General features: G+C 63.0%; 12 protein-coding genes. 9 read left to right on the top strand and 3 right to left on the bottom strand.

The window, feature by feature from the left end; translation table 11 throughout:
- Positions 1 to 209: 209 nt before the first annotated feature.
- The 5 genes from MUU55_RS27650 to MUU55_RS27670 all read left to right on the top strand — a co-directional run bounded on the left by MUU55_RS27650 (position 210) and on the right by MUU55_RS27670 (position 5,083).
- Positions 210 to 1,091: a 3-hydroxybutyryl-CoA dehydrogenase gene (locus MUU55_RS27650; protein WP_244763997.1), complete on the top strand. Its 882-nt coding sequence runs from the start codon at positions 210 to 212 to the stop codon at positions 1,089 to 1,091.
- Positions 1,092 to 1,232: 141 nt separating this feature from the next.
- The gene (cysP, locus tag MUU55_RS27655) at positions 1,233 to 2,216 is read left to right on the top strand and encodes a thiosulfate ABC transporter substrate-binding protein CysP (protein ID WP_244763998.1); all 984 of its coding nucleotides are present in this window, start codon (positions 1,233 to 1,235) and stop codon (positions 2,214 to 2,216) included.
- Positions 2,217 to 2,343: 127 nt separating this feature from the next.
- Entirely contained in the window at positions 2,344 to 3,165 is an 822-nt protein-coding gene (gene cysT / locus MUU55_RS27660) for a sulfate ABC transporter permease subunit CysT (RefSeq protein ID WP_244763999.1), read from the top strand.
- A gap of 2 nt (positions 3,166 to 3,167) precedes the next feature.
- On the top strand, positions 3,168 to 4,064 hold the full coding sequence (cysW, locus tag MUU55_RS27665) for a sulfate ABC transporter permease subunit CysW (RefSeq protein ID WP_244764000.1): 897 nt from the start codon (positions 3,168 to 3,170) through the stop codon (positions 4,062 to 4,064).
- Positions 4,061 to 5,083 carry a sulfate/molybdate ABC transporter ATP-binding protein gene (locus MUU55_RS27670; RefSeq protein WP_244764001.1) on the top strand — a complete coding sequence of 341 codons (1,023 nt, stop codon included), beginning with the start codon at positions 4,061 to 4,063 and terminating at the stop codon, positions 5,081 to 5,083. Before cysW ends, MUU55_RS27670 begins: the two co-directional genes overlap by 4 nt.
- Positions 5,084 to 5,085: 2 nt before the next feature.
- Here MUU55_RS27670 and tlpA read toward each other — a convergent pair whose 3' ends face one another.
- Positions 5,086 to 5,766: a thiol:disulfide interchange protein TlpA gene (gene tlpA, locus MUU55_RS27675; protein WP_244764002.1), complete on the bottom strand. Its 681-nt coding sequence runs from the start codon at positions 5,764 to 5,766 to the stop codon at positions 5,086 to 5,088.
- 35 nt (positions 5,767 to 5,801) lie between these two features.
- On the opposite strand from tlpA, the gene argH reads away from it, so the two are divergent.
- From argH to MUU55_RS27695, 4 genes are all read left to right on the top strand, one after another.
- Entirely contained in the window at positions 5,802 to 7,205 is a 1,404-nt protein-coding gene (argH, locus tag MUU55_RS27680; RefSeq protein WP_244764003.1) for an argininosuccinate lyase, read from the top strand.
- 98 nt (positions 7,206 to 7,303) lie between these two features.
- Positions 7,304 to 7,492, top strand: coding sequence for an LPS translocon maturation chaperone LptM (gene lptM, locus MUU55_RS27685; RefSeq protein WP_244764004.1), 189 nt, complete (start codon positions 7,304 to 7,306; stop codon positions 7,490 to 7,492).
- A 13-nt stretch (positions 7,493 to 7,505) separates the two neighbouring features.
- Entirely contained in the window at positions 7,506 to 8,774 is a 1,269-nt protein-coding gene (lysA, locus tag MUU55_RS27690) for a diaminopimelate decarboxylase (protein WP_244764005.1), read from the top strand.
- Positions 8,775 to 8,874: 100 nt separating this feature from the next.
- Complete coding sequence (locus MUU55_RS27695) at positions 8,875 to 11,490, top strand: TIGR02302 family protein (RefSeq protein ID WP_244764006.1); 2,616 nt, start codon at positions 8,875 to 8,877, stop codon at positions 11,488 to 11,490.
- A gap of 30 nt (positions 11,491 to 11,520) precedes the next feature.
- Here MUU55_RS27695 and MUU55_RS27700 read toward each other — a convergent pair whose 3' ends face one another.
- Complete coding sequence (locus MUU55_RS27700; protein ID WP_117371897.1) at positions 11,521 to 11,880, bottom strand: response regulator; 360 nt, start codon at positions 11,878 to 11,880, stop codon at positions 11,521 to 11,523.
- 168 nt (positions 11,881 to 12,048) lie between these two features.
- Positions 12,049 to 12,594: a hypoxanthine phosphoribosyltransferase gene (gene hpt, locus MUU55_RS27705; RefSeq protein WP_244764007.1), complete on the bottom strand. Its 546-nt coding sequence runs from the start codon at positions 12,592 to 12,594 to the stop codon at positions 12,049 to 12,051.
- Positions 12,595 to 12,626: the final 32 nt, after the last annotated feature.

Genomic DNA, 12,626 nt, shown 5'->3' on the forward strand with positions numbered 1-12,626 from the left:
GATCTTCCAGGTCGCCGACTACGGCCTCGTCGCGGACCTGTTCGAAGCGCTGCCGGAATTGCAGAAGGCGCTTTAAGCCGACCAAGGCCGAGCTTTTGCGACGATGATTTCACTGGAAAAATCCGTCGCACCGCTTTATCACTTCACCGGGCCGGCCTGACCGGCCCGGTGTTTTTTTTGCCTGCGCTGCGGGCGCAAATGACGGGGCGATGGGCGCTATGATCAAGAACGTCGGTATTGTCGGTGCGGGCCAGATGGGGTGCGGGATCGCGCATGTCGCGGCCGTTGCCGGCTACAAGGTCCATATCTACGATCTGTCGCCCGAGCGCATCGAGACCGGTCTTGCCACGATCAACGGCAATTTCGCTCGCCAGGTTTCCTCGGGTAAAATGACCGAGGAAGACCGCAAGAAGGCGATGGCGCTGATCAAGGGTTCGTCCGACATCAACGACCTTTCCGACGCCGATCTCGTCATCGAGGCCGCCACCGAAGACGAGACCGTCAAGCGCAAGATCTACGGTCAGGTCTGTTCCGTGCTGAAGCCGGAGGCGATCCTCGCCACCAACACGTCTTCGCTTTCCATTACGCGCCTGGCGTCCGCCACCGACCGGCCGGAGCGCTTCATGGGCATCCACTTCATGAACCCGGTCCCTGTCATGAAGCTGGTCGAGCTCGTGCGCGGTATCGCGACTGAAGAAAAGACCTTCTCGGCCGCCAAGGAATTCGTCGCCGCGCTCGACAAGACGATCACCGTCGCCGAGGATTTCCCGGCCTTCATCGTCAACCGCATCCTGCTGCCGATGATCAACGAAGCGATCTACACGCTTTATGAAGGCGTCGGCTCGGTGGAGGCCATCGATACCGCCATGAGGCTCGGTGCAAACCATCCGATGGGCCCGTTGCAGCTTGCCGATTTCATCGGCCTCGATACCTGCCTTTCCATCATGCAGGTTCTGCACGACGGCCTGGCCGATTCCAAGTATCGCCCGTGCCCGCTTTTGGTGAAATATGTCGAGGCCGGCTGGCTTGGCCGCAAGTCCGGTCGCGGCTTCTACGACTACCGCGGCGAGATCCCCGTCCCGACCCGCTAAGGGCGGGAAGAATCCGCCACGCTTGCCTTTCGGGGAAAAATGTTTCGCCTGTCGCGGAAGCTGCGACAGGCCATACCTCGGATGGCGGCGCTCTCGTCGCTATTGTCTGCCCCAATTGAGTTTCCATTCGGGGTTTTTCAGATGAAACGTTTGCTCCTTCTCGGCGTGGCCCTTCTCGGCTTCGCCGCTCCGTTCACCGCGCATGCCGCCGACAAACTGCTCAACGCCTCCTATGACGTTGCACGCGAGCTGTTTGCCGCCGAGAACGAAGCCTTCGTGAAGGGGCACCCGGGTGTTACCATCGACCAGTCGCACGGCGGAACCTCCAAGCAGGCGCGCGCCATCGTCGAAGGCCTCGAGGCCGACGTCGTGACCTTCAACCAGGTCACCGATATCGATTTCCTCGTGAAGAACGGTTTCGTCGCCGAAGGCTGGCAGCAGAAGTTCCCGAACAATGCTTCGCCCTTCTACTCCTTCCCGTCTTTCCTCGTGCGCGCCGGCAACCCGAAGAACATCAAGGACTGGTCGGATCTGGCCCGCGACGACGTGAAGGTCATCTTCCCGAACCCGAAGACCTCTGGCAATGCGCGCTACACCTATCTCGCCGCCACGGCCTACGCCAAGGAAGCCTTCAAGGACGATCCGGCCAAGGTCGAGGAATTCATCACCAAGATCTTCGACAATGTGCCGGTCTTCGACACGGGCGGCCGTGCGGCGACGACGACCTTCGTCGAGCGCGAGATCGGCGACGTGATCATCACCTTCGAAGCCGAGACGAAGTCGATTGCCAAGCAGTATGGCGAGGACAAGTTCCAGAGCGTCGTGCCTTCCGTCTCGCTGCTTGCAGAGTTCCCGGTCGCCGTGGTCGACAAGGTGGCGGATGCCCGCGGTAGCCGCGATCTCGCGAAGTCCTATCTCGACTTTCTCTATGCGCCCGAGGGTCAGAAGATCGCCGCCGAATTCGGTCACCGCGTCCATGACGAGAAGGTCGCTGCCGAATACAAGGACCAGTTCCCGGAGATCCGTCTGGTGAATGTCGACGACGTGTTCGGGGGCTGGAAGAAGATTTCCGAAGAGCACTTCGCCGAAGGCGGTACGCTGGACAAGATCTACGGCAGCCGTTGATCCCTCCCATTCTTGTTTCTGACAACCGGCGGGCAAAACCCGCCGGTTGACGCATGAAAAGCAAAGCGCAATCCCGATGGAAGCCGCGCCGCACTTTTCCTGAATTTGCTTGAGAAAGGACGCGCGCTTGAGACGGCGTGTACTGCCCGGATTGCCGCTCGCGCTCGGCATCACCCTCGTCTATGTGGCCATCATCGTGGTGCTGCCGCTGGCAGCGCTCGTCTTCAAGGCGGCAAGCCTCGGGCCGGAGGATTACTGGCGCATCATCTCGTCGGATCGCGCTGTCGCCAGCTATCGCGTGACGGTGACCTGCGCGCTCGTCGCGACGGTGTTCAACCTGTTCTTCGGCATGGCGCTCGCCTGGGTTCTGGTGCGTTACCGTTTTCCCGGCCGCCGTCTCGTCGATGCGCTGGTCGATCTGCCTTTCGCCCTGCCGACGGCCGTTGCGGGCATCGCGCTGACCACTCTGTTTGCCACCAATGGCTGGTTCGGCGGTCCCCTGTCGCTCATCGGCATCAAGGTCGCCTATACGCCGCTCGGCATCATGGTCGCCATGAGCTTCACCAGCATCCCCTTCATCGTGCGCACGGTGCAGCCGGTGCTGGAGGAACTCGATCCGGCACTGGAAGAGGCGGGGCAGACGCTGGGCGCGAGTGACCTCTCGATCTTCACGACCGTCATTCTGCCACTTCTGACGCCGGCGCTTCTGGCGGGCGTATCGCTGTCCTTCGCCCGCAGCCTTGGCGAATTCGGCGCCATCATCTTCATCGCAGGCAACCAGCCGTTCTCGACAGAGATCACCGCGTTGCTCGCCTTCATCCGGCTTGAGGAATACGATTATCCGGCCTCCGCCGCGATTGCCTCCGTCATGCTGCTGACCGCCTTCGTCATGCTCGCCATCACCAATCTGATGCAGGCTCGCGCCCTGCGCTACACGGCGAGGGGCTGATCATGGCGCATCACGGCAAGGGTAAGCCGCCGCGTGTCGGCGACAACAAAATTTTTCGCGCGGTGCTGCTGACGATCGTTCTCCTGCTCGTCGGGCTGATGATCGTGGCACCGCTCGTCGTCATCGGTGTCGAGGCGTTTTCAAAGGGCATCGTCTATTTCGGGCAGTCGATTGCCGACCCGGACACCCGTCACGCCATTCTGCTGACGGTCATTACGGCGCTGATCGCCGTGCCGATCAATACGGCCTTCGGCGTTGCGGCGGCCTGGGCGATCACCAAACATGATTTCTGGGGCAAGCGGCTGCTCACCGTGATCATCGAGATTCCCTTCTCGGTTTCGCCGATCGTCGCCGGTGTCTCCTATCTCTTCGTCTACGGCCTGCAGGGCCTGTTCGGCCACGCACTTCAGGCGGCGGAGATCAAGATCCTCTTCGCGCTGCCGGGCATCGTGCTTGCCAGCATGTTCGTGACGGCACCCTTCGTGGCGCGCGAGCTGATCCCGCTGATGCAGGCGCAGGGGCGTGATCTTGAGGAGGCGGCGACGTCGCTTGGTGCAAGCGGCTGGCGGACCTTCTTCTCCGTCACGCTGCCGAACATCAAATGGGCGCTGCTCTACGGCGTCGTGCTCTGTAATTCGCGGGTGATGGGCGAGTTCGGCGCGGTTTCCGTGGTCTCGGGTAATATTCGCGGGCAGACGAACACGCTGCCGCTGCATATCGAACTGCTCTATCACGATTACAACGCGGCCGGTTCGTTTGCCGCCGCATCCATTCTCGCCGGCCTCGCCATCGTCACGCTCATCGCCAAGGTGGCGCTGGAGCGGCAGGGTGCGGGCCGCGTCCAGCGTCCCTCCGCTCTTGCGGGCGCCGACAGCATCACTCCGGAGGTCAAACCGTGAAAATCCGCCTCGACAACGTCGTCAAGGAGTTCGAGACCTTCCGCGCCGTGCACGGCGTTTCGCTCGATATCGAAAGCGGCGAGCTGGTCGCGCTGCTCGGCCCCTCCGGTTCCGGCAAGACGACGATCCTGCGCATGGTCGCCGGTCTCGAATATGCCGATGCCGGCGCGATCTATTTCGGAACGGAGAATGCGACGGATATCCCCGTGCGCGATCGTGGCGTCGGCTTCGTCTTCCAGCACTATGCGCTCTTCCCGCATATGACCGTCGGCGAAAACATCGCTTTCGGCATGAAGGTCTCCAAGGTGAAGCGCTCGCCGCAAGCGATTGCCGAGCGGGTCAAGGAACTCTTGGATCTCGTGCAGTTGAGCGGTCTCAAGGATCGTTTCCCCGGCCAGATCTCCGGCGGCCAGCGCCAGCGCGTGGCGCTTGCCCGTGCGCTGGCCGTCGATCCGCGTGTGCTGCTGCTCGACGAGCCTTTCGGCGCGCTCGATGCGAATGTCCGGCGTGATCTTCGCCGTTGGCTGCGAAAGATCCATGACGAGCTTGGTATCACCACGCTTTTCGTCACGCATGACCAGGAAGAGGCGCTCGATCTTGCCGATCGCGTCGTCATTCTCAACAAGGGCCGCATCGTGCAGGAGGGCACGCCGGAGGCGGTGTGCCGCAACCCGGCCGATGCCTTCGTGATGAACTTTTTGGGCGATGCCAACCGGCTCGATGCGGATATCCGTGGCGGCAAGGCCTATGTCGAGGATATCGCCTTCGACGCTGACGGTATTGCCGATGGCGGCGGAGAAATCCTGTTCCGTCCGGCCGATGTGACCTGGCGCGAGGACGGGCAGGGCATCGCGGCGAAGATCGTGCGGGTCATCGACCGGCCGGATTCGCGCCGCGTGCTGGCGATGACCGGCAACGGCCAGCCGGTGGAGTTCGACACCGCGCCGGAATTCCCGCACCGCAAGGGCGAGGCGGGTTTTCTCCAGATCCGCCGGCCGCGGGTCTATGCGGCGGCGTGAGATCAACTTTTCGGGCTTGCCAGCGCGGCGTTGATCAGCGCCTTGGCGTCTTCGCTGTCCCATGCCGCGGGGCCGTTCATGGCGGAGATCAGGCAGCCCTTGTCGTCCATCAACAGCGTCACGGGAAGGCCGAAGGCGAGGCCTTCCTTCTTCAGCGTGTTGAAGACGCCCATCGATGCATCGCGGTAGTAGCGGAGGTCGTGCACCTTGGTTTCGTCGAGGAAGGTTTTTGGCTTCTCGTCGTCGCCGGTGTCGATATTGATCGCGACCACCTCGAATTTGTCGGAGCCGAGATCTCTCTGCAGCGCGTTGAGCGCCGGCATTTCCTCGCGGCAGGGCACGCACCACGTCGCCCAGAGATTGACGAGCAGGGTCTTGCCGGCGAAATCGGCGATCGTCTTCCTCTTGCCGTCGGGACCGTCGAAGACGAGATCTGGCAGCGCCCGGTGTTCATCGACCGTGCGCATGGCGGCGACCTGACCCTTCGAGAAGGGCGTGATGGCCTCGGCCCTGGCGGCGGCAGCCGCGCAGGCTGCGGGATCGGCCGACGCGACGGTGCCCGTGGCATTGCCAGACAGGCTCTCCTTCACGTATATCGCAGCACCACCGGCGAGAAGTCCGGCAAGGCCGGCAATGGCGATGAGCTTTCCTGCCGGCAGGCCGAGGGTCTTCTTCACTGACATTTCATTCTCCAGGACACTTTTCCAGGCAGGCACCCATGGCAGACGGCACTTCCGAGACGAAATCCTCGAACCAGATGTGGGGCGGCCGCTTCGCCTCGGGACCGGATGCAATCATGGAGGAGATAAATGCCTCCATCGGCTTCGACAAGAAGCTTTATGCCCAGGACATCCGCGGCTCAAAGGCGCATGCCGAAATGCTCGCCCATCAGGGCATCATTTCGGCCGACGATAAGGAAAAGATCGTTCACGGTCTCGACACGATCCTGTCAGAGATCGAAAGCGGCAATTTCGAATTCTCGCGCAAGCTCGAAGACATCCATATGAATGTCGAAGCGCGGCTTGCCACGCTGATCGGCCCGGCTGCCGGCCGCCTGCACACAGCCCGCTCGCGCAACGATCAGGTGGCGCTCGATTTCCGCCTCTGGGTGAAGGAAGAGCTGCAGAAGACCGAGAAGACGCTGACCGGCCTCATTGCCGCCTTCCTCGACCGCGCGGAAGAGCATGCCGAGACCGTCATGCCCGGCTTCACCCATCTTCAGACGGCGCAGCCCGTGACCTTCGGCCACCATTGCATGGCCTATGTCGAAATGTTCGGCCGCGACCGCCAGCGCGTGCGCCATGCCATCGAGCATCTCGATGAGAGCCCGATCGGTGCCGCCGCCCTCGCCGGCACGGGCTATGCTATCGATCGCCACATGACGGCCAAGGCGCTCGGCTTCCGCGAGCCGACCCGTAATTCCATCGATACGGTTTCCGACCGCGACTTCGCGCTGGAATTCCTGTCGATTGCCGCCATCGCCTCGGTCCACCTGTCGCGCCTGGCGGAAGAAATCGTCATCTGGTCGACGCCGCAGTTCGGCTTCATCCGCCTGTCGGATGCCTTCTCCACCGGCTCCTCCATCATGCCGCAGAAGAAGAACCCCGACGCCGCCGAGCTGGTGCGCGCCAAGACCGGCCGCATCAACGGCTCGCTGATCGCGCTTCTCACTGTCATGAAGGGCCTGCCGCTCGCCTATTCCAAGGATATGCAGGAAGACAAGGAACAGGTCTTCGATGCTGCCGAGAGCCTGGAACTCGCCATCGCCGCGATGACCGGCATGGTGCGCGACATGACCATCCGCACCGACCGGATGAAGGCCGCCGCCGGGTCCGGCTATTCCACCGCCACCGATCTTGCCGATTGGCTGGTGCGCGAGGCGGGCCTGCCCTTCCGCGATGCTCACCACGTCACAGGCCGCGCGGTGGCGCTTGCCGAAGGCAAGGGTTGTGACCTCGCGGAACTCACGCTGGAAGAGTTGCAGGAGATCCATGCGTCGATCACCGCAGACATTTTCAATGTCCTGACAGTCGAAGCCTCGGTTGCCAGCCGCAAGAGCTATGGTGGCACGGCGCCGTCGGAAGTCAGAAAGCAGATCGCCTGGTGGCGGCAGCGGAACTGATCAAAGGGCTTGTGAGGGCTCATCACTAGATTAAGGGTGCACAAGGGCGGGCGAATTCGTTAAGGATTAAGCCCACCGGCAATTCCAGGGAACGTTTCATGACACGTAGCGATATCGGCAGGCTGGCTCTTGTGCTCGGCCTTTCCGTGGCGGTTCTCTCCGCCTGCGGCCGCAAGGGCGATCTCGACCTGCCGGGTGGCGCCAAGCCGGTCTTCAAGACGAGCGCCGACGGCAAGAAGGTCGAGCAGGTCGAAGACAAGCCTTTCGTTCTCGATCCCCTTCTTTGAAAGATCAGCAACCGTGAACCATTTCGAGCATCGCGACGGCATTCTCTACGCGGAGGACGTGCCGGTTCCTGAAATCGCCAAGGCGGTCGGAACGCCCTTCTACGTCTATTCGACGGCCACGCTGGAGCGCCACTACAAGGTCTTCTCCAAGGCTTTCGACGGCGTCGATGCCATGGTCTGCTATGCGATGAAGGCGAATTCCAACCAGGCGGTCTTGAAGACGCTGGCGAAGCTCGGCGCCGGCATTGATGTCGTCTCGGAAGGCGAATTGCGCCGGGCGCTCGCCGCCGGCGTTCCCGCTTCGCGCATCATGTTCTCCGGCGTCGGCAAGACGCCGCGCGAGATGGATCTGGCGCTGGAAGCCGGCATCTACTGCTTCAACGTCGAGTCGGAACCGGAACTCGAAGTGCTGAACGCCCGCGCCGTCAAGGCCGGCAAGGTCGCGCATGTCTCGTTCCGCATCAATCCCGATGTCGACGCCCGCACCCATGCCAAGATCTCGACTGGCAAGAAGGAAAACAAGTTTGGCATTTCCTGGGAGCGTGCCCGCACCGTCTATGCGCGCGCTGCCAGCCTGCCGGGCATCCAGGTCACCGGTATCGACATGCATATCGGCAGCCAGATCACCGAGCTGCAGCCCTTCGAAGACGCTTTCAAGCTGCTGCGCGAGCTGGTCGATACGCTGCGCGCCGATGGCCATACGATCGATCACGTCGATGTCGGCGGCGGTCTTGGCATTCCCTACAAGACGGACAACACGCCGCCGCCCTTGCCGGATGCCTATGCCGAGATCGTCAAGAACCAGCTCAAGGGCCTGAACTGCAAGATCGTCACGGAGCCCGGCCGCATGATCGTCGGCAATGCCGGCATCCTCGTCACCGAGGTGATCTATGTGAAGGATGGCGGCGAGAAGACCTTCGTTATTGTCGATGCCGCCATGAACGATCTCATCCGCCCGACGCTCTATGAAGCCTGGCACGAGGTTCAGCCCGTCGTCATCTCGGCTGCCAACGCGCCGCGCATTCGCGCCGATGTCGTCGGCCCGGTCTGCGAGACGGGTGACTATCTGGCGCAGGATCGCGAGATGGCGCAGCCGAAGCCGGGCGATCTCATCGCCGTCGGTTCGGCGGGTGCTTACGGCGCGGTGCAGGCCGGCACCTACAACAGTCGTCTGCTGATCCCGGAAGTGCTTGTCAACGGCGCGGAATTCCATGTCGTGCGCCCGCGTCTTTCCTATGACGAGCTGATCGGCCTCGATTCGATCCCGGCCTGGCTTGCCTGACAAAGCTGTAGCGCGCGTTCACGATTTTGCGCGCGCCCTCGTCTTCGCCACAAAGCGTGTTATCCTTTAAGCCGTGACATCATGTGGAGAGCGGCGAACGATGGCGATTGAAAAGCAGCGCGAGACGGGGGCAAGCGACAATCCGCTCGCACGCCGGCTTGCGGGCAAACGCCTTGCCGCCCAGACCGTTCTTTATCTCGAAGCGCTCGCTCCGCGGCTCCTGCCGATCCTGCTGCTGGTCGCGGGTTTCCTCGCGCTGACCTGGTTCGGCTATTTCCGTTACGTGCCGGCCTGGCTGCATATCGCGACGCTCGCCGCTTTCGCGCTCGGTCTCGGCGCTCTGCTTGTGCGGCTGCGCGGTCTCGCCTGGCCATCCACCGACAATGCCTATCGCATGCTGGAGACGCGCAATGCGCTCGCCCATCAGGCGATCCGAGTGCAGGACGACAGACCCGCGGGCGGCGATGCGTTTGCGCAGGCGCTGTGGCGCGAGCATCAGGCCCGTATGGCGCGGCTTGTCGGCTCGCTGCATATCGGTACACCAGAGCCCGATATCGCGCGCCACGACCGACATGCACTGCGCGCCATTCCGGTGCTTCTCGTCGTCATCGCCTTTGCCTTCTCCTATTCCAATCGCGGCGGTCTGCTGACCGACGTTGTGTCCTTCCGCGCGCCGACCGAATCAGCGCCGGATGTGCGGATCGACGCCTGGGTGACGCCGCCCGCGCACACGTCGCGTGCGCCGGTCTTTCTGACCGGCAACGGACAGGGCGGTGAGGCAGAGTCGGCGAAGGGCGAGATCCGTATTCCGCAGTTCAGCGAACTCACCGTACGCGTGACGGGCGGCAGTGGCGATGAGCCGGTCAGCTATCAGGTGACGGGCGAAAATACCGTGACGGCGATCCGTCCCGACGAAGACAAGCCGAAGGCCGAGAAGGCTGACGGCACCAAGAGCCCGCAAAAGGCCGAGGTCGCGGCGGTGGCCGGGGCCAAGACCATGCACTACAAGATCCTGAAGGACGGCACACTTACGGTCGGTGACCGGACATGGACCTTCGGGGTCATTCCGGACCGCGTGCCGGAAATCGCCTTCGACGGCATTCCGAAGAAGACGGTCGCGGCGGCACTCGAAATCAGCTTTATCGCCAAGGATGATTATGGGCTTCAGGAAGCGCGGGCCGAAATCGTGCCGGTTGAGGAAGCGAAGGATGCGCGTCCGCTCTATCCGCTGCCGGAATATCGTCTCGACCTGCCGCGCCGCAGCGCGCGCGAAGCCAAGGGCACGACGAGCCGCAATCTTTCCGAACATCCGCTCTCCGGCAAACGCGTGAAGATCACGCTGGTCGCCAAGGATGCGGCGGGGCAGGAGGGCCGCAGCCAGCCGGTCGAGATGGTCCTCCCGGCAAAAACCTTCTTCGAGCCGCTCGCCGCCGCCGTTGCCGAACAGCGGCAGGTCTTTGCACTGGATACCAACCAGCTGCCGTTTGCCATCGCGCTCAACGAGGCGCTGACGATCCGTCCGGAAGAAACGATCCCGAACCTCACGCATTACCTGCTGCTGCAATCGGCGAATGCGCGCATGAAGCTTGCCCGCACAGACGACCAGATGCGCGAGACGGCGGATTATCTCTGGGAGATCGCGCTCGGCATCGAGGACGGCAATCTTTCGCTTGCCGACCGGCACCTGCGCGAGGCGCAGAAGGCGCTGTCGGAAGCGCTGGAGCGCAATGCCTCGGACGAGGAGATCGCCGGCCTGATGAAGGAACTGCGTGAGGCGATGCAGGCCTATATGCAGGAGCTTGCCAAGCAGGCGGCCAAGAACGGCCAGATGCAGCAAAATGCCCAGCAGCAGGGCCAGGTGCTGCGCCAGCAGGATCTGCAGCGCATGATGGACCAGATCGAGAATCTGGCCCGTTCCGGCGCCAAGGATCAGGCGCAGCAGATGCTGTCCGAACTCCAGCGCATGATGAACAATCTGCAGGCCGGCCGTCCGCAACAAGGGCAGCAGGGCCAGCAGAACGATGCCATGCGCCAGCAGATGGACAAGCTCGGCCAGCTGATGCAGCAGCAGCAGAAGCTGATGGAAGAGACCTTCAAGCTCGATCAGGCTTTGCGTGACCGCCAGCAGCGCGGCGATCCGCAACCGGGCGAGGAGGGCGAGCAGCAGCCCGGCGACAACGGCGCGGGCCAGCCCTCGACGGACCAGATGACCGCCGAACAGTTGCAGCAGGCGCTGAAGAACCTGAAGGCGCAGCAGGATGGGCTCGGCAAGCAGCTTGGCGAGGTCCAGAAGGGCCTGAAGGATATGGGCCTCGATCCGGGCGAAGGGTTCGGCAAGGCCGGCCGGGAGATGAAGGGCGCTTCCGAAGCACTTGGCGACGGTCAGGGTGAACCCGCCGTCGGCAGCCAGGGCCGGGCGCTCGAAGCGTTGCGTCAGGGCGCGCAGAGCATGATGAGCCAGATGCAGGCGATGGGCGAGGGGCAGGGACCGGGCGAGGGCATGCCGCAGGCCGGCCGCAATGGCCGCGACCCGCTCGGCCGCGAGCGCAACGTCAACGGCCAAGGCCCCGATTTCGGCGGACCGACGAAAATCCCCGAAGAGATCGACATTCAGCGTGCGCGCGAAATTCTCGACGAGATTCGCCGTCGGCTCGGCACCGGCACGTCGCCGGGCTTCGAGCGGGATTATCTCGAGCGGTTGCTCGGCATTCGCTGAGTTCGGCCGCGCCCGGTATCTATCGAAGGATCAGGCGGCGAGCGCCAAGGCGACGGCGCGGCGGATATCCGGCAGGCTGAAGGGTTTGCTCACGACATCGACGATTTTTTGCGAGAGGTCGTCGGCGCGTTCGCGCTGGTCGGCATAGCCGGTCATCAGCAGGATCTTCAGTGCCGGGTGGGCGGCGGATGCCTTATGGGCAAGCTCGATGCCGTCCATGACGGGCATGCGGATATCGGAAAGCAAGAGGTCGAAGCCGCCATCGGTGAGGGCATCGAGACCGGCAGCACCATCCGGGGCCTCGACGGTCTCATGGCCGTCCAGCCGTAGCGCGCGTGCCACGAAGATGCGCAGCGAATCCTCGTCTTCGGTGATCAGAATCTTCGCCATCGGTTCCCCTTCGGCCGTCCATCCGGCCCGTGTCCCGTGCGCATCGCAGGATGCACGCCATCAAAGTGCAACGCTGCGAAGCGGTTCATTCCGACGCAGCAGCTTCGATGAAAAGACCAGACTTTCCTTGTCGATCGGTAAACGGCCGATAGGGGAAATTGGAGGCGCTTATTCCGCGTCGCCCGTCACGACGCCGACGAACGGCAGTTCGCGGAAGGCATAGGCGACGTCCATGCCGTAGCCGACGACGAAATGGTCGGGGCATTCGAAGCCGACATAATCGGCCTCGAGATCGGTCTTGCGCTTCTCGCGCTTGTCGAGCAGCACGGCGATGGTGACGTTGCGCGCGCCGCGCTCGTACATCAGTTCCTTTGCGTAGCTCAGCGTGCGGCCGGATTCGAGGATGTCGTCTATCAGCAGGATATCGCGGCCATGCACGTCGCTGTCGATGTCCTTGGTGACCTTCACGCCCTGCGAAACCGTGCCGGTGCCGTAGCTAGAGAGCGTGATGAACTCGACTTCCGGAGCAAGGCCCGCGGCATGCAGCGCGCGCGTCAGGTCGGCAGCGAAGATGAAGGAGCCCTTGAGGACAGCGATGACGAGCAGGTCGCTCGTCGGGCCCGCGGCGATCTGCGCGGCAAGCTCTTCGTTGCGCTTGGCGATCTGCCCGGCGTCATAAAGCGTTTCGATCTTCTTTCCGCGGACAATATGCATCGCGAGGCGGCTCCTTGGTGACGCAGGGGCTC

This window comes from Shinella curvata, from assembly GCF_022899935.1.
Classification (GTDB): domain Bacteria; phylum Pseudomonadota; class Alphaproteobacteria; order Rhizobiales; family Rhizobiaceae; genus Shinella; species Shinella curvata.